The sequence below is a fragment of the Micromonospora sp. NPDC049139 genome (genome assembly GCF_055586845.1).
Genome location: NZ_JBVJHK010000001.1, coordinates 190,332 through 213,869 on the forward strand (window position 1 = coordinate 190,332; position 23,538 = coordinate 213,869).

General features: G+C 75.1%; 19 protein-coding genes. 8 read left to right on the forward strand and 11 right to left on the reverse strand.

Annotation, left to right across the window (positions count from 1 at the left end; translation table 11 throughout):
* Window positions 1-48: 48 nt before the first annotated feature.
* From ACZ6Q9_RS00945 to ACZ6Q9_RS00960, 4 genes are read left to right on the forward strand one after another with little or no spacing between them, the layout of a single operon-like run.
* Complete coding sequence (locus tag ACZ6Q9_RS00945) at window positions 49-657, forward strand: ATP-binding cassette domain-containing protein (RefSeq protein WP_393454349.1); 609 nt, start codon at window positions 49-51, stop codon at window positions 655-657.
* Window positions 654-1,934 (forward strand): extracellular solute-binding protein, encoded by a 1,281-nt coding sequence (locus ACZ6Q9_RS00950; protein ID WP_396826953.1) that lies wholly within the window; start codon window positions 654-656, stop codon window positions 1,932-1,934. The genes ACZ6Q9_RS00945 and ACZ6Q9_RS00950 overlap by 4 nt, the downstream gene beginning before the upstream one ends.
* A complete protein-coding gene (locus tag ACZ6Q9_RS00955) occupies window positions 1,931-3,694 on the forward strand; it encodes an ABC transporter permease (RefSeq protein WP_396826951.1) in 1,764 nt (587 codons plus the stop codon). Before ACZ6Q9_RS00950 ends, ACZ6Q9_RS00955 begins: the two co-directional genes overlap by 4 nt.
* Complete coding sequence (locus ACZ6Q9_RS00960; RefSeq protein ID WP_393454343.1) at window positions 3,691-6,078, forward strand: tetratricopeptide repeat protein; 2,388 nt, start codon at window positions 3,691-3,693, stop codon at window positions 6,076-6,078. Before ACZ6Q9_RS00955 ends, ACZ6Q9_RS00960 begins: the two co-directional genes overlap by 4 nt.
* A gap of 46 nt (window positions 6,079-6,124) precedes the next feature.
* On the opposite strand, the gene ACZ6Q9_RS00965 is transcribed toward ACZ6Q9_RS00960, so the two are convergent.
* Both ACZ6Q9_RS00965 and ACZ6Q9_RS00970 read right to left on the reverse strand, forming a co-directional pair.
* Complete coding sequence (locus ACZ6Q9_RS00965) at window positions 6,125-7,159, reverse strand: extracellular catalytic domain type 2 short-chain-length polyhydroxyalkanoate depolymerase (RefSeq protein WP_396826949.1); 1,035 nt, start codon at window positions 7,157-7,159, stop codon at window positions 6,125-6,127.
* 256 nt (window positions 7,160-7,415) lie between these two features.
* Window positions 7,416-7,739: a hypothetical protein gene (locus tag ACZ6Q9_RS00970; RefSeq protein ID WP_393263924.1), complete on the reverse strand. Its 324-nt coding sequence runs from the start codon at window positions 7,737-7,739 to the stop codon at window positions 7,416-7,418.
* 211 nt (window positions 7,740-7,950) lie between these two features.
* Here ACZ6Q9_RS00970 and ACZ6Q9_RS00975 point away from each other — a divergent pair, with 211 nt between their 5' ends.
* Both ACZ6Q9_RS00975 and ACZ6Q9_RS00980 read left to right on the forward strand, forming a co-directional pair.
* On the forward strand, window positions 7,951-8,766 hold the full coding sequence (locus ACZ6Q9_RS00975; RefSeq protein WP_393454337.1) for a G5 domain-containing protein: 816 nt from the start codon (window positions 7,951-7,953) through the stop codon (window positions 8,764-8,766).
* A gap of 124 nt (window positions 8,767-8,890) precedes the next feature.
* The gene (locus ACZ6Q9_RS00980; RefSeq protein ID WP_393454334.1) at window positions 8,891-9,040 is read left to right on the forward strand and encodes a hypothetical protein; all 150 of its coding nucleotides are present in this window, start codon (window positions 8,891-8,893) and stop codon (window positions 9,038-9,040) included.
* A gap of 101 nt (window positions 9,041-9,141) precedes the next feature.
* Here the strand turns inward: ACZ6Q9_RS00980 and ACZ6Q9_RS00985 are convergent, their stop codons facing one another.
* Together ACZ6Q9_RS00985 and pdxR are read right to left on the reverse strand one after the other, a co-directional pair.
* Window positions 9,142-10,371, reverse strand: coding sequence for a low temperature requirement protein A (locus tag ACZ6Q9_RS00985; protein WP_393454331.1), 1,230 nt, complete (start codon window positions 10,369-10,371; stop codon window positions 9,142-9,144).
* A 275-nt stretch (window positions 10,372-10,646) separates the two neighbouring features.
* Window positions 10,647-12,131 carry a MocR-like pyridoxine biosynthesis transcription factor PdxR gene (pdxR, locus tag ACZ6Q9_RS00990; RefSeq protein WP_393454328.1) on the reverse strand — a complete coding sequence of 495 codons (1,485 nt, stop codon included), beginning with the start codon at window positions 12,129-12,131 and terminating at the stop codon, window positions 10,647-10,649.
* 64 nt (window positions 12,132-12,195) lie between these two features.
* Here pdxR and ACZ6Q9_RS00995 point away from each other — a divergent pair, with 64 nt between their 5' ends.
* Window positions 12,196-12,807, forward strand: a complete 612-nt coding sequence (locus tag ACZ6Q9_RS00995) for a LysE family translocator (RefSeq protein ID WP_396826945.1) — start codon at window positions 12,196-12,198, stop codon at window positions 12,805-12,807.
* A 30-nt stretch (window positions 12,808-12,837) separates the two neighbouring features.
* On the opposite strand, the gene ygiD is transcribed toward ACZ6Q9_RS00995, so the two are convergent.
* From ygiD to ACZ6Q9_RS01025, 6 genes are all read right to left on the reverse strand, one after another.
* Window positions 12,838-13,707 carry a 4,5-DOPA-extradiol-dioxygenase gene (gene ygiD, locus ACZ6Q9_RS01000; protein WP_396826943.1) on the reverse strand — a complete coding sequence of 290 codons (870 nt, stop codon included), beginning with the start codon at window positions 13,705-13,707 and terminating at the stop codon, window positions 12,838-12,840.
* A gap of 144 nt (window positions 13,708-13,851) precedes the next feature.
* Window positions 13,852-14,070, reverse strand: coding sequence for a hypothetical protein (locus ACZ6Q9_RS01005; protein WP_350708282.1), 219 nt, complete (start codon window positions 14,068-14,070; stop codon window positions 13,852-13,854).
* 122 nt (window positions 14,071-14,192) lie between these two features.
* Window positions 14,193-14,795, reverse strand: coding sequence for an MBL fold metallo-hydrolase (locus tag ACZ6Q9_RS01010; RefSeq protein ID WP_357461432.1), 603 nt, complete (start codon window positions 14,793-14,795; stop codon window positions 14,193-14,195).
* A 31-nt stretch (window positions 14,796-14,826) separates the two neighbouring features.
* The gene (locus ACZ6Q9_RS01015) at window positions 14,827-15,204 is read right to left on the reverse strand and encodes a hypothetical protein (protein ID WP_393454318.1); all 378 of its coding nucleotides are present in this window, start codon (window positions 15,202-15,204) and stop codon (window positions 14,827-14,829) included.
* Between the two features lie 31 nt (window positions 15,205-15,235).
* Window positions 15,236-16,771: a multicopper oxidase family protein gene (locus tag ACZ6Q9_RS01020; protein ID WP_396826940.1), complete on the reverse strand. Its 1,536-nt coding sequence runs from the start codon at window positions 16,769-16,771 to the stop codon at window positions 15,236-15,238.
* Window positions 16,772-16,976: 205 nt separating this feature from the next.
* Window positions 16,977-19,217 carry a hypothetical protein gene (locus tag ACZ6Q9_RS01025; RefSeq protein WP_393454312.1) on the reverse strand — a complete coding sequence of 747 codons (2,241 nt, stop codon included), beginning with the start codon at window positions 19,215-19,217 and terminating at the stop codon, window positions 16,977-16,979.
* Window positions 19,218-19,424: 207 nt separating this feature from the next.
* Here ACZ6Q9_RS01025 and ACZ6Q9_RS01030 point away from each other — a divergent pair, with 207 nt between their 5' ends.
* Window positions 19,425-21,347 carry an NHL repeat-containing protein gene (locus ACZ6Q9_RS01030; RefSeq protein ID WP_393263944.1) on the forward strand — a complete coding sequence of 641 codons (1,923 nt, stop codon included), beginning with the start codon at window positions 19,425-19,427 and terminating at the stop codon, window positions 21,345-21,347.
* A 67-nt stretch (window positions 21,348-21,414) separates the two neighbouring features.
* Here ACZ6Q9_RS01030 and ACZ6Q9_RS01035 read toward each other — a convergent pair whose 3' ends face one another.
* Entirely contained in the window at window positions 21,415-23,451 is a 2,037-nt protein-coding gene (locus ACZ6Q9_RS01035) for a hypothetical protein (RefSeq protein WP_396826938.1), read from the reverse strand.
* Window positions 23,452-23,538: the final 87 nt, after the last annotated feature.

Here is a 23,538-nt window from a genome sequence, read left to right on the forward strand (position 1 = left end):
CGCCGGTTTGTGCCACCCTGGGGGTGACTGCCCGGGTCACCGGAGGTGATGGCCACGTTACGACTGCGCGAACTCGTCGCCGTGCCCGACGCCGCGCCGGTGACCCTCGACGTCGCCGCGGGCGCCTCGGCCGCGCTGGTGGCCGACCCGCCGGTCGGCACCGCCGTCGCCCGGGTGGTGGCCGGGCTGGCCGCGCCGGTCGCCGGTCAGGTCCTGGTCGGCGGTCGGGACGTCACCGGGATGCCGCCGCCGCGCCGCCGGATCGCCTACGTCCCGGCCGGCGGCGCGCTGCTGCCCCACCTGACCGTGCGCCGCAACATCGCCTACGGCCAGCGCCGGCGGGAGCGGGTGCGGGAGGTCGCCGACGACTGGACGGCGACGGTGGTCGACCGGCTGGAGCTGGCGCCGACCCTGGAGCTGCGGCCACACCTGCTGTCGGAGGCGCAACGGTTCCGGGTGGCGCTGGCCCGGGCGGTGGCCTGTCTGCCCGAGGTGCTGGTGATCGACCTGCCGACCGGGCCGGCCGGCGGCGGGCGGCTCACCGACCTGGTCGGGCGGCTGTCCCCGCCGGGCACCCCCGGGGCGGCCGTGCTGGTGTGCACCCGCGAGCCGGGCGCGCTGCCCGACGTGCCGGTCGCCGCCGAGGTGGTCGCGTGACCGCATCGGGGCGGCTGCGCCGCCGTGCCCTGCTGCGGGCCGCCGCGGCGGCGGGCGCGACCGCCGTCGCCGGCTGCTCCCGGGCGGAGCCGTCGGTCCAGGTCGCGGTGGTGTGGAGCGGCGGGGAGCTGGCCCGGTTCCGCGAGGTGGTGGCCGGCTACGACGCCGGCGTGCAGGTGATCAGCGCCGGCAACGACATCGACGCGTTCCTGCGCGCCCGCCAGCTCGCCGGCACCAGCCCCGACGTGGCGATCCTGCCCAGGTCGGGGCTGGTCGTGGAGTACGCCCGGCGCGGGTGGCTGCGCGAGCTCACCCCGGCCGCCAGCTACGCCCTCCCGCCCGGCATGGCCGACCTGCTCTCCGCCGACGGGCGGCGTTACGGCGTCTGGGTGAAGGCGGCCCACAAGTCGCTGTTCTGGTACCTCCCGTCGATGCTCCCCGAGCCGCCACGCACGTGGGACCAGCTCGTGACGCTCACCCGGCGGCTCGGCGCGCGCGCCCGGGCCGGCGACGGCCCCGCCCCGCTGGCCGTCGGCGCGGCCGACGGCTGGGTGCTCACCGACTGGTTCGAGAACGTCCTCGCCGACGTGGCTCCGCCCGGCTTCTACGAGGCGCTGGCCCACGGTGAGGCCGACTGGCGCGCCCGGCCGGTGCAGGTCGCGCTGGACCGGCTCGCCGAGCTGTGGCGCGTCGACGGCGCGTTCCCCGGCGGCGGGCGCCGCGCCCTGCTCACCCAGTACGAGGAGTCGGTGATCCAGGTGGTCTACCACCGGCGGGCCACGATGCTCTTCGAGGCCGACTTCGTCGACGACGTCGCCAGCCGGTTCCGCCGTGGCCCGGAGCGGCCGGAGACGTTCCGGTTCCCCGGCGCCCGGCTGGCCGACAAGCCGCTGATCGTCGGCGGCGACGCGGCGGTGGCCTTCGCCGGCTCGGCCCGCGGCGCGGAGCTGGTGCGCTGGCTCAGCGGCGGGACGGCGTTCGAGCCGTGGCTGCGTGCCGGCGGCTACCTCTCCCCCAACGTGTCCGTGCCGCTGGCGGAATACCACGACGCCGTGCGCCGCCGCCTCGCCGCCGAGCTGCGCACGGCCGAGGTGGTGCGCTTCGACCTCTCCGACCGGCTGCCCGGCCCGTTCACCGGCTCCGACGGGGTGGGCATCTGGCGGATCATGCAGGACTTCTTCGCCGACGTCACCGACGGGGTCGCCGTCGGCGAGGCGGTCCGGCGGGCCACCGGTCAACTGGCCACGGCGGCCCGCTCCGCGGGGAGGGGCCGATGAGCCGGGTGCTCGGCGAGCCGGCGGTCCTCGACGACGTCGGCCCGCCCCGGCGCGGGCGGGCCTACCCTGCGGCGGGGGCCACCTCGACGCTGCTGCTGCCCGCCCTGCTGCTGCTCGGCGGGCTGGTGGCGTGGCCGGTGCTGCGTACGCTGCACGCCAGCGTCACCACCGACGGCCGGTGGGTCGGCGCGGAGCACTACCGCACCGCGCTGGCCGCGCCCGGCACCGGCGCGGTGGTGGGTCGCACGGTGCTCTGGGCGCTGGTCGTGCCGGCCGTGGTGACCGTCCTGGGCTACCTGCTCGCCGCCGCCTCCCGCCGCTCCCAGGAGGGCGGGCTGGTCCGGCTGATCCTGGTGGTGCCGACCGCGCTGCCGCTGGTGGTCACCGGGGTCACGTTCCGGCTCATGTACGACCCGGACCCGGAGCGCGGGCTGGCCACCCTGGTCGCCGCGAAGCTGACCGGCCGGTCGGCGGCGGACGCGCCGCACCTGCTCGGCCCCGGCCTGGTCACGGTGGCGCTGATGTCGGCGTTCGTGTGGGCCTGGGTCGGGCTGGCCGTGCTGGTGTTCCGGACCGCCCTCGACGCGGTGCCGTCGAGCCTCGCCGACGCGGTCCGCGCGTACGGCGGCAACCGCCGCGACGTGCTCTGGGACGCGCAGTGGCGACCGCTGCTGCTGCGTACGGTCGCGGTGGTCTTCACCCTGGTGGCGCTCGGCACCACCCGCACGTTCGACCTGATCCTGGTGCTGGCGCCCGGCTCGGTGCGCGACGAGGCGTCGGTGCTGGCGCTGCGGGTCTGGCAGACCTCCAACGGCGCCACCACCGGCGAGGGCGCCGCGCTCGGCGTCGTCTGGCTGGTGGCGGTGGCCGCCGGGGTGCTGGTCGCGGCGCTGTTCGTGCGGCAGGCCTGGCCTCCGCCCCGGGACCCGGCGCCCGTCGGGCCCGACCCGGCGGCGCCGGCACCACGCCGGTCGACCCGGCTGCTGGTCGCGGGCGCGGCGGTCGCCTGGCTGGTGCCGCTCGGGGTGCTGCTCGCCACGTCGCTGCACGGAACGGTGGACGCCGCGGGTGAGGGCTGGTGGTCGAGACCGCCGAGCCTCGCCTCCTACCGGGAGTTGCTCACCGGCGTCGAGCTGTGGCGCACGCTGGGCTTCACGCTGGTGCTGGCGACGGTGGTGACCGCCGCGGTGCTGGGCGTCGCGCTGCTCGCCGCGTACCCCCTCGCCTGGCTGACGGGGCCGGCCGCCCAGGGCACGGGCCTGCTGCTGATGGCCGCCAGCATCGTGCCGGTGCAGGTGATCGCGGGGCCCGTCAACGAGGTGCTCGGGGTGGCGCTGTCCTCGGGCACGGCGCGCGGCCTGGCGCTGGTGCACGTCGCGCTGGGCGTGCCGTTCGCCGTGCTGGTGCTGCGCAACGCCTTCGCCGACCTGCCCGCCGAGCAGGTGCGGGCGGCCCGGGTGGGCGGGCGGCACTGGTGGGGCACGCTGCGGCTGCTCGCCCGGCACAACCGCCCGGCCGTCGTCGCCGTCGCCGTGCTGGAGTTCGTGCAGGTGTGGAACGACCTGGTGGTGGGCCTGCTGTTCAGCGGCCCGGGCGCGGTGCCGCTGGGGCTGTTCCTCGCCGGCCAGACCCGCGGCTTCGTCGCCAACAGCGGCGCGCTCGCCGCCGGCTCGGTGATCGCCTCGATCCTGCCGGTGCTGCTGGTGGTGTTGGCCCGCCGCCAGCTCGTCGCCGGCCTGGTCGCCGGGGGCGTCCGGTGAGCGGGCAGGGGCCTGCCGGCCGCTCCCGCCGGGCGCGGCGGCTGAGCCTGCTGCTGGCGATCGGTGGCGTGGTCGGCGGGACGGTCAGCGCGGTGCTCGGCAACGTCACGGGCAACCTGCTCTCCGAGCTGTCGGTCGCCCAGCTCGGTTCCGCGAGCGCCGGGGTGATCGTGCTCGGCCTCGCCGCCGCCGTGATCGTGGAGTGGCGGCGCCAGCGCCAGCAGGCCGCGACGCAGGAGGGCCCCGACGCCCCGCCCGCCGTCGGTGCGCCCACCCTGCCCTGGCCGGCGGGTTTCACCGGGCGGGCCGGGCACGTCGACGCGATCATCGACCTGCTGACGAAGGAGCACGCGGTCGCGGTGGTCGGCCGGCGGGCCGTCGGCACCTCGTCCTGCGCGATCCAGGCCGCCAACCTGTGCCGGGAGGACTTCCCCGACGGCCAGTACTACCTGGACCTGCGGCGGGGCGGCCGGCCGCACGGCGCGCGGCAGGTGCTCACCGCGCTGGCCCGGATCCTGGGCACCCGGCCGCCGGCGTCGGGCCACGCCGACGACCTCGCCGACGCCGCCGACGAGCTGAGCGGGCAGCTCGACGGCCGACAGATCCTGGTCGTGCTGGACAACGTGGACGACCCCGGCCAGGTCCGGCCGCTGCTGCCGCCGACCGCGCGGGCCTGCCGGCTGCTGCTGGTCGGCACGCCCGCGCTCGACGCCCTGGAGGGGGTGGTGGCGCACGGCCTCGCCGAGCCGGACGCCGACGACGCGGTCGAGCTCTTCGCCGCCGCGGGCGCCGCCGCGCCCGTCGTCCGGCCGCACCGCCCGGATCCGCGCACCGACCCGGCGGTACGCGCCCTCGTCGACCTGTGCGGCCGACAGCCCCGCACGGTGGCGGAGCTGGGTCGGCGTACGGCACAGCACGGCTGGCGGCACGCCGACGTGCTCGACGCGCTGCGCCGCGCCGTCGACACGCCCCCGCACCAGCACGTCGCCGCGTCCCCGGCGACCCTGCTGGTGACCGGGCGGGACACCGCTTACCACGCGCTGGGCGGCGAGGCGCGGCGGTTGTGGCGGCTGATGTCCCTCAGCCCGGTGCCGCTGGACCGGCCGACGATCGCGGCGCTCACCGGCCGCCGCCCGGACCGGGTGGCCGCGCTGCTGCACGAGCTGGCCACCGGCGGGTTCGTGACCGGCGCGCCCGGCGACCGCTACGAGGTGCGCCCGCTGCTGGCCCCGTACGCCCGGATGCACCTGCGCCACGCGGAGCCGGCGCGGCGGCGGGTGGCCGCGCAGGCGCGGCTCACCCGGCACCTGGCCCGCTGCGCCGAGCGGCACGCCGCGAGCCTCGCGGTGGCCGGCTCGCCGCCGGACCGGGAGCCCACGCTGGCCCTCGACGACGACCCGTACGGCTGGTTCGACCTGCACCAGGAGCTGCTGCTGGCGGTGGTGAAGGTGCCGGCGGGCGCGGCGGAGACGCTGCCGCGGCGGGTGCGTCGCTGGTGGTTCCGGCTGGCGGTGGCGCTGTGCGGATGGCTCGCCCACGCGGAGCGGCTCGGCGAGTGGGAGGAGGTGTGCCGCACGGTGCTGGCCACGCCCACCGCCGACGACCGGCCGGAGATCGCCGGCTGGGCCCACAACGAGCTGGGGGTGCTGCGCCGCCGCCGGGGCGACCCGCAGGGGGCGGCGACGGCACTCAGCCTGGCGGTGGCGGAGCGGGGCCGGCGCGGCACCGCGCAGGCGCGGATGAACCTCGGCCTGGTGCTGCTGGACCTGGGGCAGCTCGACGACGCCGTGGAGCACCTGGAGCTGTCCCGGCGGCACCGCTCCGGCGCGGACCGGGCCGGGCACGCGCTGACCGACCTCGGAATGGGTGCCGCCCGGCTGGCGCGGGGCGAGCTGGAGACCGCGCACCACCACCTGGTGCGGGCGGCGAACGCCTTCCGCGCGCTCGGCGACGCCCGGGGCTACGCGGCGGCGCTGACCAACCTGGTGCTCGTGCACGCCGGGCTCGGCGAGCACCTCGACGCGGCGCAGTCGTGGCGGGCGGCGCTGCGCGAGTACGAGTCCGTGGCCGACCCGACCAACCGGGCCGCCGCGCTGCTCAACGCGGGGGCGGCGCTGCTGGCCTCCGCGCCCGGCCAGGCACGGCAGGCGTACGAGCTGCTGGCGGAGAGCCGGCGGCTACGCGACGGGCGGCCGACGGCGGGGCTGGGGCGGACGCTGCTGCACCTGGGCGACGCGGCGGCGGCCCTCGGCGACGCCGCCGAGGCGCGGCGGCACTGGGTGGACGCCGCCACGGTGTGCGAGGAGGCGCGGGACGCCGACGGCCAGGCCGCCGCGGACGCGCGCCTGGTGGGCAGCGACGCACCCGCCGACGAGCCGGCCTGAGCGGGAGCCCGGTGCGAGGCTCCCGCTCAGGCGTGTGCGGGGCGGCTCAGCCGTCCAGCCGGCGGACCATGTTCATGATGGTCTCCACCTGGGCGCCGCCCTTGATCGGATAGTTGGTCGCGCCGAGGTAGCCCCACCAGTCCCAGCACCCGTTCGGGTTGGTGCCGGCGGTGGCCCGCGCCTGCGGGTAGAGCACGATCAGGTTGTTGGTGTCGGCGTACTGGTTGAGGTTCGCCCGGTCGACGAAGGCGGTGCCGACCGCGCCGTAGCCCTGGAGGCAGCCGTGCAGGGCGACCAGCAGCCGGCACGACTGCCCGGCGGCGCAGGACGCCGGGACGTAGGCGAACCCGTTGGCGTCCATGCTCAGGCCGTTGGCCCAACCGTTGACCGCGTGGGTGTTCTGGCTGAACCGGATGAGCGTGCCACCGAGCGGGCCCGTGTTCGGCGCCTGCACGCTGCCGAGCAGCTTGCGCAGCAGGGCGTTCTGGGGGTCGGTGCCGCAGTCGTTCAGGAAGGGCGAGGCGGTGGCGGTGCACCCCAGCGTCCCGTACGGGGTGACCCAGGCGTGGCCGGCCGACGAGGCGCTGTCGTACTGCACGTTGGCGCCGAAGTGCTGGTAGTAGCGGACCAGGTCGTCGGTGACGGACTTCTTGACGACGCCGTCGTTGTTGCCGTGGAAGACGTACACGGGATCGCCGGAGAGGTTGCCGACCGGGTCGACCCAGCCGTAGGTGGCCCACGTCCGGGTGTAGGTCTGCAGGGCGGTCACGTTCGTCGGGTACAGGTTGTCGCCGCAGCCGTTGAGCGCCTGGACGACGTTGTTCTGCGCGCAGTAGTACGGCCCGGCGGCGAAGATAGCGGCACCCCGGATCCGCGACGAGTAGGCGACGTGGAGCTGGGTGGCCATGTAGCCACCGGAGGAGACACCCGCGACGTACACGCCGGAGACGTTGTAGGCGCGCAGCGACCCGGAGACGGGCGTCTTGGTGTACGGGGTGGCGGCCTGGGCGGGGGCCGCCGCGGTGAGGACGAGCAACAGCGCGGTGACGAGGGCGGTGGCGGCCTTGAGCGGTGTGGGCATGGCGCTCTCCTGTCCGGGAGCGGTGGCGGTGGTGTCGGCGTGCGCAGACGCTAGCGTGACACCGACCACATCGGACATGAGCGGCGTCGACACCTCGGGCGGCGCCGGGGTGTCGGCCGTCCACAGCTCGCACCCGCACCTCCCACCCACCCCGACCGACGGCACCGCCACCGACGTGGGGTCGCCATCGCCGACCCCGTGGAGGCGGATCGGCTCACCGCCGGGGTTGTCGTACAGCCGGATGCCGTCGCCGCCGTCATTGCGAGCCCGGGGAACCGGGCCAGTTCGGTTCCCGAGGTGCTCCGGCCTCGGCCCAGCAGAGTCCGCCCCTGGCCGCCACGCCCGGTAGTCCGTCGACCAGCCGGCCGATGTCCACCACCGACGCCAGCGACACCGCGACGTCGGCACGCAGCTCCGCCGCTGCCGCGTCGAGGTCGTCCTCCTCCGCCGACCAGTCGATGTCCGCCGCCCGCAGCTCGGCCACCGCGTGTTCGGTGAGCACTCGCGGGTCGGTCACGGCAACCGTGAGCCGGCAGTACACGTGGAGCGTGAGCGGTTCCGGGGCGTTCGCGTCGGCCATGCCGTCAGGATGACGCACGACGTCGGGCACCGGTACCGGCGCCCGCCCACGTCGAACCAACCGGGTCGGCCCTCCTCCGGTCACCTGACGGGCACGTGCACGGCCAGCCCCTCATCGACGACCTACCGTCGTGACGATCCGTCCGGCGCCGATACGGACATTGGCCGCTTGGCCGGCGGCAATTGTTGATGATGCAAGCACACTTTAGAGCGTGACATATCAGCCACCGCAGGACCCCTGGCAGAGCCGGGTGCCGCCACCCCCACCCTTCGAGCCCCCGACCGCCGCGTACGCCCGAGTCCCTCCTCCCCCGACGGCTCAGTTCGCGCAGCAGGACCGACGGTCGTGGTGGCGCAGGTTGCCCGGCAGGGCGCAGATCGCGCTCGCGGCCACCGGCCTACTGGTGCTGTGCTGCTGCGGGGGCGTCGCGATCGGAGCGACGACCGATCCGCCTCCGGGCACGGAGCGGCCGGGGGCCGTCGCCACCCAGGAACAGCCGAAGACACCGGGTGCGGACGCCTCCACGGCAGGAGCGGCAGACATCACCGCCCCGGCAGGGCCGACGCCGACGGAGGCAACACCGGCAGAGCCGACGCCCACGGTGGAGGCGTCGCCGGTCGTCGAAATCCGCACCGTCACGCAGACCCAGAAGATTCCTTATCAGACCAGGACGGTCAAGGACTCCAGCATCCCGGAGGGCACCCGGAAGGTGCGGACTCGCGGTGTCGCGGGAATCAGGACCCTCACCTACGAGGTGACCGTGACCGACGGCGTCCAGACCGACCGGAAGCTGGTGCGGTCCGCTGTCACCAGAGCGCCGGTCACGCAGGTCGTCGCCGTGGGAACGAAGAAGACGCAACGGTGCGACCCCAACTACGCAGGCGCCTGTGTACCCGTCGCCAGCGATGTCGACTGCGCCGGCGGTAGCGGAAACGGGCCCGCGTACGTCGAGGGACCGGTGTGGGTGGTCGGCAGCGACATCTACGACCTGGACCGGGACGGCGACGGCGTCGGCTGCGACGAATGACGGTCCGGTGGCCCCTCCCGCTCACCGACGGGAGGGCCCCACCGGCGCCGGACCACGATCTTGACCTCACACCCCCCCTTGAGGTCCTACGGTCGCGGCATGGATCAAGGAGTACCCGCAGGACGTGCTCGCCGCCCAGACCACCGGGTACTGGAGCGGCGCTGCCAACGAGATCATCGTCGGCAGGCTCCGCGCCGCCCTCGCCGAGGAGGACCTCAACCCCAAGGTCCACGAGCGGATGCACGACGGCATCGACGCCGCGTCGCGGCCCTGAACGTCCTGCGCCCGATGGTCGCCAACCTCGGCGGCGACAGTGACCTTGCGTAGCGGCGCGGGACGCCCATCGCGCTCCCGCCACACGGTCGGGTGGCCGGTTCACTGCGCCGGGCACTCCTCTTCCTCCGACAGCGCCGCGCGGAGCCGCCGCCGCTCGGGACGGGACAGGATGAACTCGATCACCGCCGTGACGACGCAGATCACGCTCAGCCACGCCAGCGCCGCGAGTGCCGACCGTCGGGCAACGACCGGGATCAGCGCCACCAGCAGGATCGCCGCGAAGACCCGCGGCCACACGAGGCCGCGGACGGCGCGGCTCAGTCGCCACTGGAACGCGGCGTGCGCGAGCATGAACAGCGCCACCCCGCCGTACATGGCGTAGAGACCCAGACTGTCGAGAGGGTCACCCCGCCGGTAGGCGTGGGCGTCGCCGACCAGCGACGGCACGTGCTTCAGCCCGAGCGCGAGCAGGATGATCCCGGCGATCATCGGCAGGTGCAGGAAGGTGTAGCCGTCTCTGGCGAGGACCACCCGGCGGGCCTGGTCCGCGTCCCGCAGCGCACGTTCGCCGATGAGGGCGGACAGGTCGAAGTAGATCCATTCGAGGGCGCCGGCGACCACCACGGCGAGCGCGGAGGCGGTGAGCAGACCCGGTGAGCCCGGTACGCTGCCGCCGGCGATGCCGACCGACACCAGCACCTCGCCGAGCGCCACGATCATGATCAGGTTGTGCCGCTCGGCCCAGTGCCGGGCGGAGAAGATCTGGCGTTCGGGGACCCGGAGCGCCTGCCCTGCCCCGTAGTCGACGATGACCGCCAGCAGCCAGAGGACGACCTGCCCAGCCTTTGCCTGGTCGGAGCCGAGAGCCGATCGGGGAAGCAGCGCCGCAGCCAGCAGCAGGGTGACCGCGACGACCATCGGCACGGTGAGCGCGGCGAGGTCGACGCGGCGCAGTCCGGGGGTCGCGTAGATCCGCAGCGCCAGGTAGAGCACCCGCACGGCGGCGAAGCAGACCACGAACGCCAGCGACGTGTCCGTGCCGCCGGGAACGTCGGTGAAGGCCTCGCTGATCGTCACCGTCAGCACGAACATGATCGGTGTGACGGAGAGGATCACCAGCCGAGACATGCCGTAGCTCGCCTGGGCCCGGTTGCCGAGCCAGGCGAACAATGACCAGGACCACCACAGGATGGTGAGAACGAGCAGGCCGTGCAGCACGCCGAGCTCGCCCGCCTCCGCCGTCATCAGGGTGGTCACCTGGATGAACGCGAAGACGAACACCACGTCGAGGAAGAGCTCCTCCGTGGCGACCCGGGACTGCTCGGTCACCGAACGGAGACGCCGCGCTCCCTTCACCCGTCGGGCGGACACGGCGACGTCATGACCCGCGTGGGCCGGAAACGGCGTCGAGGCCGGCTGAGGAACGCACGCCTACTCCTCCTCGCGCGTGGCGGTGGCAGGGACGTGTCCCCGCGCGGGCACCGAACAAACTCCCTGCGGCCACCGCGTCAGGGCCCACGGCGGTGCGGGTCCGCACACGGCGGGTCTTCTCCGGTCGGCGGGCGGCCGCCCTGCCGGGCACGTCCGCTCGCTGCCGGTGTCGGTCAGTTCCGGCCGGCACCCAGGGCCGCGGCGATCATCCCGACCCCCTCCCCGATGGCCGAGGCCGTGTTGGCCGCGTACCCGAGGACCAGCCCCGGCGGGTGGGGACGCTGGCAGTGCCACGACAGCGGCTGCACCTTCACCCCACGCTCCAACGCGGCCGACGCCACCTCTGTGTCGGCCACCGCGCCGGGCAGCGTGACCGTCAGGTGCAGCCCGGCCGCCGCCCCGTGCACCGTCGCGCCCGGCAGGTGCCGGGCGACGGCGGCCACCATCGCGTCGCGCCGCCGGACGTGCCGTCGACGCAGCAGCCGCAGCTGCCGCTCCAGCGCACCCGAGGTCATCAGCTCGGCCAGCACCAGTTGCGGCAGCACCGCGTTGCCCAGGTCGGCGTTGCGCTTGGCGTCGACCACCGCGTCCCGGTGGCGCGGCGGCACCAGCAGCCAGCCGATCCGCAGGGCGGGCGCGAGCAGCTTCGACACGCTGCCGGCGTAGCAGACGTGGTCGGGCAGCACGGCGCGCAGGGCGGGCACCGGCGGCCGGTCGTAGCGGTGCTCGGCGTCGTAGTCGTCCTCGACGACCAGGCCGCCGGCCCGGGCCCACGCCGCGAGCTGGCGGCGGCGGTCGCCGCCGAGCACCACGCCGGTCGGGAACTGGTGGGCCGGGGTGATCATCACCGCCGGAGCGCCGCTGGCGGCCAGCTCGTCGACCCGCAGTCCGGCGGCGTCGACCGCGACCGGCGGGGTGGCGACCCGCCAGTTGTTCAGGTGTTGCCGCACGCCGAGCGAGCCCGGGTCCTCGACGGCGACGGTGTCGATCCCGTCGGGGCGCAGCGCCTGGGCGAGCAGCCCCAGCGCCTGGGAGACGCCCGTCGTGACGATCACCTCGGCGGGGTCGACGGCGATGCCCCGGCTGCGGGCGAGCCAGACGGCGACGGCCCGCCGCAGTGCGGGTGCGCCGCGCGGGTCGCCGTAGCCGAAGTCCGACGCCGCCAGGTGCCGCAACACGGCCCGTTCGGCGCGCAGCCAGTCCGCCCGCGGAAACGCCGCCAGATCGGGTACGCCGGGCGTCAGGTCGATCCGCGCGGGCGCCGTGCGTACGGCGTCGAAGATGTCGGTGCCCGGGGCGGGAGGGAAGAGGGTGGCCGGTGTCTGCGCGGCGGCCGGGGCCGGCGGCGCGGGTGGGGCGGCCGGGGCGGCGACGACCACGGTGCCGGCCCGCCCGCGCCCGGCGACGTGGCCGTCCTCCACCATCCGCTGGTACGCCTCCACGACGACGCCCCGCGAGACGCCGAGGTCGGCGGCGAGCACCCGGGTGGCGGGAAGTCGACCGCCGACGGGGAGGCGCCCGTCGGCGATGGCCCGCCGGAGCTGCTCGGCGAGCCAGTCGGCGCGACGGCCGGGCGGCGCGGCGGCGATGTCGAGGTGCAGGAAGTCCGACCCTGCCGTTATGGACCCCTCGGACGGGCGTGATTTGGCCCTGCTCATCGGACCATCCTGGCAGCAGAGTGGAGGACGTCACCACCCCGCCCACTGCTCGGAAAGGACGACGATGACCCTCGCGTTCCTGCTCACCTCGCTCGTGGTGGTCGCCACCCCCGGCACCGGGGCGCTCTACACGCTCGCCGCCGGGCTGACCCGCGGCCCTCGCGCGGGACTGCTCGCCGCCGCCGGTTGCACCCTGGGCGTCGCCCCGCACCTCGCGGCGGCGGTCACCGGCCTGGCCGCGCTGCTGCACTCCAGCGCCGCGGCGTTCCAGGTGCTCAAGTACGTCGGGGTGGCCTATCTCCTCTACCTGGCCTGGGCGACGTGGCGGGACCGCAGCGGGTTCACGGTCGCGGCGGCGGAGCCCGCGCCGTCGCCCGCCCGGGTGGTCGGGGTGGCGGTCCTGTCGAACCTGCTCAACCCGAAGTTGACCATCTTCTTCGTCGCGTTCCTGCCGCAGTTCGTCCGCCCCGACGAGCCGGACCAGGTGGCCCGGATGCTGGGGCTGGGGGCGGTGTTCATGCTGCTCACCTTCGTGGTGTTCGGCGTGTACGGGGTGCTCGCCGGCGCCGTGCGCGACCGGGTGCTGGCCCGGCCGGCGGTGACCCGCTGGCTGCGCCGGGGCTTCGCCGGCTCGTTCGTGGCGCTCGGGCTGCTGCTGGCCCGCGCCGAGTCCTGAGGGAGGACCCGACCGACTGAGGCCGGGTGGTCAGATGTTCGAGGAGTCGGGGGGCACGTCGGCCGGGAGCAGTGGCGCTCCGGCCGCCGGGCCCGGCCCCCGGCAGGCCAGCCCGACGGTGTACGCGGTCATCGACAGCGACCCGTACGCGTACCCGTCCACCAGCACCTCCGAGCCGTTGCCGGCGGCCCCGGCCAGGCCGGCCAGGTAGAGCAGCGGGATGAAGTGGTCCGGCGTCGGCACGGCCAGGCCGAAGTCGCGGTGGGCGTCGAGCGCGGGCGCCTCGGTCGGCTCGCCGAGCATGACCTCCCTCGCCGCCTCGTCGAACCGGTGCGCCCAGTCGAAGCCCTCGTCGACCATTCGCGGATCCACCCCGCCGAGGTTGTGCACCACGTTGCCGCTGGCCACGACGAGTACGCCGCGCTCGCGCAGCGGCGCCAACCTCGCACCCAGATCCAGGTGGTAGTCCAGGCCCTTGAACGCGTTGATGCTCAACTGGACGACGGGGATGTCGGCGTCGGGAAAGGCGTGGGTGAGCACCGACCAGGTGCCGTGGTCGATGCCCCAGGAGTCGACGTCCGCGCCGACCCAGGTGGGGTGGACGACGTCGCTGATCTCCTCGGCCAGCTCGGGCAGGCCCGGCGCCGGGTAGCGGACGTCGAACAGCTCCTGCGGGAAGCCGTAGAAGTCGTGGATCGTCTTCGGTCGGGGCATCGCCGTGACGGCGGTGGCGCCGATGTACCAGTGGGCCGACACCACCAGGATCGCGCGGGGTCGCGGCACCGACCGGCCGAAGGCGCGCCACGCGGACGTGTACCGGTTCAGCTCCAAGGCGTTCATCGGGCTGCCGTGCCCGAAGAACGCCGCCGGCATCACCGTGGGGACCGTCTGGCTGCTCATGCTGCTCCCCCGACCTCGACGACGACCCGAGCGTAACCAGCCGCCGGCGGGAGTGGGCGGGTCAACGCCCACTCCCGACCGGGTGGCGTCACAACGGGTCGACCCTCGCCGACGTCGACCTCGGCCCCGACCGGGTCGGCGCCGTCAGGCGGACACCTCACGCCAGGCGGGATGGTTGCCCCGCCAGGCGCCGGCGAGGATGACCGCCGAGGCCCGGCCCGGGCATTCCTGCACCCGGGACCGGCCGGAGGCGCCGCCGATCTGCACCTGCACGTCCCAGCGCTGCCCGTCCGTGCGGATGTACACGTCGCGGCGCCCGCGCTGGGACGTGTCGCCGTTCCACCAGTGCTCTTCGATCCTCACCTCGCGACCGTATAGCAATCGGTCGGTGGACGGCACGGGGGCACCGGGGCGACTCGGCCGACCACCGGACAGGGCGCCCGTTCCCGGGCCGAGGACGGCAGGCAGGCGATGGAGACGGCCGCTCAGGCGGACTCCCCCGGCGCCAGGTGGCGGTAGCCGGGCACGGTCTCGGCGAACCAGCCGTTCACGCTGGCCAGCCCCCGGTCGTTGAGCTGGGCGTCGTGGATCGGGAACACCCGCTCCGCCCCGGCGGCGCGGGCGAAGTCGATCGCCTCGGTCAGCTTCAGCCAGGACGCCTGCGCCGGGACGAGCAGGGTCCGGACGGGCCGGTCCGGCGGGTGCAGCGAGTCGCCCGGGTGGTAGACGTCGTCGCCGACGAGGTAGCCCAGGTTGGCGCAGTCGGGCTGACCGCCGTGGATGGCGGCGTGCCGGCCGCCGAGCGCGGTCACGGTGAGGCCGGCGGCGGTGAACCGCTGCCCGGCGCCCACCCGGGTCACGGGCAGCGGGACCGGGCCGGGCAGCGCCGCGCCTTCCGGCGCGAAGACCGGCACGCCGAGGCCGGCCAGCCGGAGCACGTCGACGTGGTCGGTGTGCTCGTGGGTGACCAGCACGGCGTCCGCGCCGGCCAGGGCGCGCGGCTCGCTCCACGTGCCCGGGTCGATGACCAGCACGCCACCGTCGTGTTCCAGCCGGACGCAGGCGTGGGTGAACTTGGTGATCCGCACCCGCCGACCGTACGCCGCCGGCCCGCGACCGTCAGCCCTGCCGGCCCTCCCCCACGATCCGGTCGAACTCGGCGGGGCCGATCTCGCCCTCGCGCAGCCGCCGGGCGTTCGCGGCGAACCGGCCGATCGCCCGGCCCCTCGCCGCCGTGGCCGCGTCCGGCACGCCGTCCGGGTCGAGGCCGGCGCACTCGTCGGCCACCTGCCGGGGGTCGTCGGGATCCGGGGACTCGCCGTGCAGCCGCCGCAGCGCCGCGCGCAGGTGCGCGTCGGCGGCCTCGCTCGTGCCCCAGGCCCGGGCCAGCTCGACCGTGCGCCCCAGGGTGTCCTCGCCGGCCTTCTCCTCGCGCAGGGTGGCCCGCATCAGCCGGAGGAACCGTACGGTGGTGGCGTCCGCGTCGTCCATGATCATGCCGGCAGGGTAACGAGCGGGTGCGACAGACTCAGTCGTGCCCGGCGTGGGTGCCGGGCCGGGGTGGGGTGCCGGCGCGCTGGCCCGGTTCCACCACCACGAACTGGCCCATCATGCCGGCGTCCTCGTGGTAGAGCAGGTGGCAGTGGAACATGTACGGCACGTCGGGGTCACTGTGGCCGGTGAAGCGCAGGACCAGCCGGACGGGCCGCGGCGGCGCGAGGTAGACGGTGTCCTTCCAGCCGCCCAGCGCGGGCGGCGGGGCCTGACCGCCGACCGACAGCACCTGGAACTGCACGTCGTGCACGTGGAAGTTGTGCGGGGCGCCGTCCTGGTTGACCACCTCCCAGACCTCGGTGGCGTCCTTCGTGGCGACGAAGTCGATCCGGTCCATCTGCATCGAGCGGCCGTTGATGCTGCGGCCGGTGAGGGTGAACCGCCGGGTCTCGCCGGCGGACGCCGGGTCCAGCCGGTCGACCGGGACCAGCGCGTCGGGCACCGACGGCGACGCCGCGAGGGTGCCGGCGGCGCGCAGTTGCAGCACGTCGAAGCGGTCCGCGCCGCCGGCGAACCGGTCGGCCAGCGCGCCGGCGCCGAGGTCGGGCGGGGTGCTGCGCAGGGTCACCCGCTCCCCCGGGCGGACGTCCACCACGATCTCGGCGCGCTCGCCCGGGGAGAGCTGCACCCGGTTCACCCGGGCGGTGCGCGGCAGCAGCCCGCCGTCGCTGCCGATCAGCGCGAACGGCCGGTCGTCGGCCAGGCCGAAGTCGTACGTGCGGGCGGTGGAGCCGTTGAGCAGGCGCAGCCGGACGCGCTCGGTGGTCACGTCCAGGTACGGCCCGACGGTGCCGTTGACCAGCAGGGTGTCGCCGAGCACCCCGATGCCCGCGATCGAGTTGCGGGTCTTCCTGAACTCGCCGCTGCGGGAGAAGTTGCGGTCCTGCACGATCACCGGGACGTCGTCCACGCCGTAGCGGCGGGGCAGCGGCAGGGCCGCCTCCCGGTCGTCGTCGAGGATGAACATGCCGGCGAGCCCGCGGTAGACGTGCTCCTCGGTCGCGCCGTGCGGGTGCGGGTGGTACCAGAGGGTGGCGGCCGGCTGGTCGACCGTCCACGTCGGCGACCAGGTGGCGCCGGGCCGGATCGGCTGGTGCGGGCCGCCGTCCATCCGGGCCGGCAGGTGCATGCCGTGCCAGTGCACGCTGGTCTCCTCGGCGAGCCGGTTCACCACGTTCACCACCACCCGCTCGCCGCGCCTGGCGCGCAGGGTCGGCCCGAGGAAGTCGCCGTCGAAACCGGCGGTGCGGGTCAACCGGCCGTCACCGCGGAAGTCACGCCGGCCGGCGCGGGCGAGCAGGTCGAACACCCGCCGCCCCTGGCCGTCGACCCGCGAGGTCGCCAGCGGCGGTACGGCCAGCGGGCGGACGAAGTCGACCTGCCCGACCGTGTCGGTGCCGCCGCGCGCCAGGACCCAGCCGCCCACGGCCGCCCCGCCGCAGCAGAGCACGAGCACCACGGCGAGCACGCCGATGAGGACGCGGCCCAGGGATCGTCGTCGGGTCGGCACGGCGGCACCTCCAGTAGGTTGGGTACCTGTAGCGTGCCTTCCTATCGGGGTGCCGGCCAGCGGCTACGGCGGATCTCCGGGGCGGCTCCGGGACTTCCCCGACCGCCACGGCGGGGCGCGCGGCGGCGCGTCGGGGTCGAGCACGGCGGGGCCCGGACGGCGTACACCGCCCGGGCCCTCGCCCACGGCGAGCCGCGCCGACCGCCTAGCGGCCGACGGGGGAGGCGGCGGCGGCGGCCACGATGGCGTCCTGTTCGGCGTCGTCCAGCACGCCGGACCCCACGAGCCCGTCGGTGACCGAGGCGACGTGCGCGACGAACGCGCCGTGGTTGCCCCAGTCGGCCTCGTCGCGGATCAGGTCGTTGACCGTGCACCCGCCGTCGGCGTACCGGTTCGACACGGCGGTGGCGTCGCCCGCGTACACCTGACGGCGCAGGTCGGAGCGCGGGCAGGGGTCCGCCTCGGGCACGTACCGCAGCAGGTGCGAGCCGTACTGGACCGCCCGGTTGGGCGCCTTGACCCCGTTGCGGAACCACAGGTTGCCCTGGCCGTCCTGGGTCAGCCGGTAGGTCTCCGCGTCCCGGATCACCCGCACCGCCTTCGACAGCGGGTCGATCTTCAGCAGGTAGCCGTCGAGCGAGGCGTAGACGTGCTCGTCGGCAGCGCTGACGACCAGTTCGTCGGCCACCCCGGAGTAGTCGCCGGGCACGTCGACGCGGTGCGTCACCGCGCCGGTCGCCGGGTCGAGCACGAACACCTCGCCGTCGGCGAGGCCCCAGATCATGCCGTCCGGCCCGGCGACGACCGAGGTGATCGCGTCGGCGCCCGGCACCGGGGTGTACTCGGCCGTCTTCTCGCCGGTCACCAGGTCGGCGGTGAACAGCTTCGCCTCGGTGGCGCGCGGCACGGTGCCCCCGCCGCCGCTGACCGTCGTGCCGGCCCAGAGCCGGTCGCCCACCACGGCCAGGCTGATCACGCCCTGCTCGGCGACGATGTCCCGGCGGGTGGTGCGGGCGCCGGTCGCGGTGTCGTACACGGTCAGCGCGCCGCCCCAGAGGCCGTAGTCGGGCGTGCTGCCGACGTAGACCCGGCTGCCGGCCGAGGCGAAGGCGATCGGGCGGTTCTGGCCCTCGGGTTGCAGCCGGAACAGCTCGCGCGGATTGGTGCCGAGGCGGTACGGCTGGGTCGGGTCGTAGACGAGCACCCCGCCGTACGGGTAGACGCCCTGGTACATCTTCCCGTCGTGCCAGCCGAAGCCGTCGGCCTGCCCGAGCCGGCCCACGTTCGTCGCGGTGCCGGCGGCCGGGTCGAGCACGGCGAGGTTGCCGTTGATGTAGAGGTTCGTCCAGATCCGGCCGTCCGGGCCGGCGGTGATGTTGTTGATGTCCAGCGCCTGCGGCGGGAACGGCAGCCGGTAGCGCTCGCTGGCGCCGGTCGCCGGGTCGTACCGCAGCGCCTGCCCGGCGTAGTTGCCGACGACGGCGTAGAGCTGGCCGTCGAGGAAGCCGAAGCCGATGCCCGCCCCGTCGCTGCGCACCGGCGCGCCCGCGGCGTCGCGCACCGGCCCGGCGGTGTCGGTCGGCAGGTCGTAGCGCCACAGGTCGGTGCCGGAGGTGAAGTAGACCGACCGGCCGTCGGGGGCGAGCGGCGAGGTGCCCCGGGAGCCCATGGTGAAGCCGTCGGCCAGGACGGCGCCGGTGTCCGGGTCGAGGACGAGCGCCTGGAGCTTGCTGCGCTTGACGAAGAGCTTCCCGCCGACCAGGTTGATGTCGTACGGGTGGTTCGGGTCGCCGCGCAGCGCCTCCGGCCAGATGTCCCGCTTCTCCCCCGTGGTCAGGTCGAGGCGGATCAGGTGCCCACCCGTGCCGACCGCCGCCCACAGCACGTTCCGCGCGGCGTCGACCGCGACGTCGATCACGTACTGCTCGCCGGGGTGCATCCGGCCGTGGTCGCGGAACCCCTCGCCCGGAGCGTAGGAGAAGACGTGCGCCCCGGGGTAGGTGCCGCCGTAGACCCGGCCGTCGGCGCCGGGGCGCAGGCCGTAGAGGACGGTCTGCCCCGGCACGGGTGCGCCGAGGTCGACGGTGGCCCGGGTGTCCGGGTCGTACGAGTAGAGGTGGGCGTTGGGGTAGCTGCCCGCGTAGACGGTGCCGTCGCCGGCCTGGGTGATGCCCCAGGCGCCGGAGGAGTCGGGCAGGTAGGCGGTGTCGAGCAGTTCCCGGGTCACCGGGTCGGCCACGCTGAGCACCCCGGGCGAGCCCATCTGGACCCCGTAGACGACGGGCCGGCCGGCAGCGCCGGTGCCGTAGTGGCCCTCGAAGACGGTGAGGGCGGTCTGCTGGACCCCGAAGTCGGTGACCGCGCCGGGCGTGGGGGCGGCCGGCACGGCCGTGGCGGGGGCGGCGGGCAGCAGGGCGGCGGCGAGCGCCAGGGCGACGGCGGGCACAAGGGGACGACGTAACGGCGACACGGCGCGACCTCCACGTTCGACGATGCCGGCACCCTATTACGGTGGCGTCCGGAACTCCAGAGGTACCGATGAATGCCTGCGCCCAACCGGTGCGGATTCCGCGCCGAGGGCTCGACACGGCGCGATCAGCGTGGTGGGCTGTGACGGTTAGAGCCCGGACCGAAACCTGAGACTCTGGAGGTCGTGTTGCGACGTACCGCGCTCACCGCGGCCCTGCTGCTGGCCGCCGCCACCCTGGCGGTCCCGGCGGGGCCCGCCCACGCCGAGGCGCCCCCGCCCGGCGCCGTCACCGACCTCGGGCCCGCCTCCGAGGTCACCTCGGTCAACGGCTCCGAGCTGATCGACGGGACGATCTACACCGCGACCGGCGGCGTGAACCCGGTCGTGGTGGGCGGCTACGACCTGGCCGCGCAGACGGTCGACCAGCGCTACGAGCTGCCGACCGGCGGCGGCGCCTGGGCCACCACCTCGGTCGGCACCGACCTGTACGTCGGCACCTACGAGCCGGGCGACCTGTACCGGGTGGACACCACCGGCACCGGGGTCACCAAGGTCGCCGACGTCTCCCCCGACCGGTACATCTGGGCCCTGGACACCGCGCCCGATGGCGTCGTCTACGGCGGCACCTACCCCGGCGGGCGGGTCTTCTCCTACGACCCCGCCACCGGCGCCACCCGTGACTACGGCGTTGCGGTGCCCGGCGAGCAGTACGTGCGCAGCATCGCCGTCGACGCGACCACCATCTACGCCGGCGTCGGGGCGCACGCCCACCTGATCGCGATCGACCGGGCCACCGGCGCGAAGCGGGAGATCCTGCCGCCCGAGTTCGCCGACCGCACCTTCGTCGGCACCCTCGCCCTGGAGAACGGCCTCCTCGCCGCGGCCCTCTCCCCCACCGGCACCATGCTGCTGATCGACACCGCGAACCCGTCGAGGTACGAGGTGGTGCAGACGCCGGACAGCTTCATCACCGCCATCGCCGTCGACCCGGCGCGCAACGACGTCTACCTCGGCACCCGCCCCTCCGGCACCCTGCGCAGGTACGACCGGGACACCGGGCAGCTCAGCACCCTCGCCGTGCCCTACGACGGCGCCTCCTTCGGCCGGATCTTCGTCACCGGCGACCAGTTGCGCGGCGTCGTCACCAACACGGTGGTCACCTACGACCTGAACACCGGCGAGCTGACCGGCGTCGACCTCACCCAGGCCGGAATGCCGCCGGCGCCTGAACTGGCCATGGCGATCGCCACCGACGGCCCCCGGGTGTACGTCTCCGGCAAGGCCGGCGTGCAGGTGCACGACCTGGCGGCGGGCACCTCCACCCGGCGGTTCCTGCCCGGCGAGGCCAAGGCCATGACCCCGGTCGCCGGCGAGATCTGGATGTCGGTCTACACGCTGGCGTACCTGTTCCGGATGGCGTCCGACGGCGACCCGCGCCGGGTCGCCGCGATCGGCGCGGAGCAGACCCGGCCGCTCGACGCGACCTGGTCCCCCGCCGACGGACTGCTGGTCGTCGGCACCGAACCGGACTACGGCCGGTACGGCGGCGCGGTCAGCCTCTACGATCCCCGCACCGGGGCCCTGCACGTGCACCGTGACGTCATCGCCGACCAGTCGATCCGGTCGGTGGCGGTGAAGCACGGCACCGCCTTCCTCGGCAGCAGCGTCAACGGCGGCTTCGGCACCACCCCGCGCGCCACCGAGGCCCGGCTCGCCGGCTTCGACCTCGCCAGCCGGACGAAAACCTGGGAGATCACCCCGGTCCCCGGCGCGAAGCAGATCGTCGACCTCGTGGCCACCGGCGACCGCGTCATCGGCCTCACCGAGACCGGCGTGCTCTTCGCCGTCGACCGGCGCACCCGCCAGGTCGTGTCGACCGCCGCCGTCGCCCCGGGTCAGAGCACCCTGGTGCAGGTCGGCGCGACGATCTACGGCACCAACGGCAGGGACGTGTGGCGGCTCGACCCGGCGACGATGACGGTCACCCCGTTCGTCACCGGCCTGAACGCGCAGTGGTACGGCGGCGGGGCGCTGCTCACCGCCGCCCCGGACGGCTCGGCGCTCTACGCGCTGCGCGGCCGCAACCTGGTCCGCATCCAGCTCTAGGCCCCGGCACGACCGACGGCGGGCCGGCGCTCGGAGGAGATCGCCGGCCCGCCGTCCGCGTCGGGGGTCAGCCCGTCACGGTGACCCGGTGCAGGTGCTCGCCGGCCCCGACGAAGAGCCGCCCGTCGGGGTGCACGGCGAGGAACTCCGCCGGCTGGTCCAGCAGTTGCCGCGTCGCGCCGGTGCCGAGGTCCACCTGGACCAGCAGCCGCCCGCGGACCAGCGCGTACAGCAGGTGGCGGGATGCGTCGTAGCCGAGCTTGGCGCGGCTGTCGGCGACCCCCGGGGCGAGCTGGACGCGCTGGGTGACCGAGCGGGTGGCCAGGTCGACGGCGAAGAGCTGACCGCCGGCCAGCCCCCAGAGCAGGCCGGAGCGGTCCACCGCCAGGGCCGGGATCGCCGTCGCGCCCGGCACCGGGACGAACTGGAACGCCTCGCTGTCGGTGGCGACGTCCCAGCCGAAGAGCCGCGCCTCGGTCTGGGTGGGCCGGGGCACGCTGTACCCGCCGGAGATCGAGGTGCCGCCGACGATCAGGCCGTTGACGTGGGTGAGGCTGACGATCGACTGGTCGGTCACCACCGGCCGGTGCACGCGCGCCGCGCCGGTGGCCTTGTCGACGACGGCCAGCGCCCCGCCGAGGGTGGTGTTGGGCATCGTGCCGTAGGCGACGCTGTCCCCGGCGTCGGTCAGCGCCCGCGCCCGCACCTGGTCGGCGGCCTTCAGGTCGAGCAGCTTCACCGGGTTGTCCGCGCTGCCCGGCAGGCCCGGCGAGTACTCGGGGCTGCTCCACGGCTTCGCCGGGTCGTACCGGTAGAGCCGCGAGTCCGGGTACGCCCCCAGCCAGACCTGGCCGCCGGTCTCCAGCACGCTCTCCACCTGGGCGAAGCGCTGGAACGTCGACACCCCGGTGTCGGGGTCGACGCGGGCGAGGCCGCCGTTGAGGTATCCGCCGACCCAGACCGCGCCGGAGGCGCCGACGTGCAGCGCGGCGATCGGGATGGGCGCGCCGGGCACGTCCGTCCGCACCACGTCGGCGCGGCCGGTGACCGGGTTCCAGCGGAACATGTCGCCCCGCCAGAGCAGCCCGACCAGCGTGCGGCCCGGCCAGTCCGGGTCGGCGAGGGTGACCCAGCCGATGCCCCGGTTGTTGACCACCCGCCCCGGGAAGGCCAGCGGCGTGTCGCTGAAGCTTCCGGTGCCCGCGTGGTAGCCGGTGAGCCGGCCGGCGCGGGTGAGGTAGACCAGGCCGCCGGGGCCGGGCGCGGAGACGTCCAGCCCGGCGACGTCGTCGATCAGGTCGGTCCACCGCCGCCCCACGGTGTCGTACACGCCGAGCCGGCCGTTGATGGCGGAGCCGAACCGCGCGTACACCCGCCCGTCGTGGGCGTTCAGGTCGTACACCGTCTGGCCCGTGCCCGCGCCGAGCCCGTCGGGCAGGGGCAGCTCCCGGATCTCGCCGCTGACCTTGTCGATCTCGAAGAGGTGGGCGTCCGGCTGGGTGCCGGCGTAGACCTTGTCGGCGGTGACGGCGAGGCTGCGGACGTACTGCGCGCCGGGAAGGACCTGGCCGTAGTCCCGGGTCGTTCCGGTGGCGGGGTCGTGGGCGAAGACCCGGGCGCCGGGGAAGGTGCCGCCGTGCACGACGCCCGCGTCGTCCACGGCGATCCGCCAGATGTACGTCTCGGAGGGCAGCGGCCGGCCGAGGTTCTCGACGGGACTGTCCGGGCCGGGCCGGCGGCGGTACAGGTCGCCGGTGCTGTACGCGCCGACGTAGACGGTGCCGTCGGGCGCGGCGGCCACCGCGTACGAGCCGGGTGCGCCGGTGAGCTCCTGGTCGGAGACCGTCCGGCCGGTCGCCGGGTCGATGGCGGCGAGCCGGGCCGGCTCGCCGGAGACGGCGGACCAGAGCACCGGCCTGCCGTCCGGGCCGGGTGCGACGGTCCCGCCGATGAGCAGGACGTCGCGCAGCGGGATGCCGAAGGGGTCGACGGTCACCCCGGCGGCCGGCTCGGCCGACGCGGGCGACGCGGGCCAGGCGGCGGGGACGGCCGGTGCCACCGCGAGGGCGGCGGCGTAGCGGATCAACGTGCGGCGGTTCGTCATGAGCGCCTGCTCCTCTTCCCGCGACCGCCGGAGGCGCCGGCGGTCGAGCCGTAACGGTCGGATCCGGAATTGCAGCGGGAGCACCCG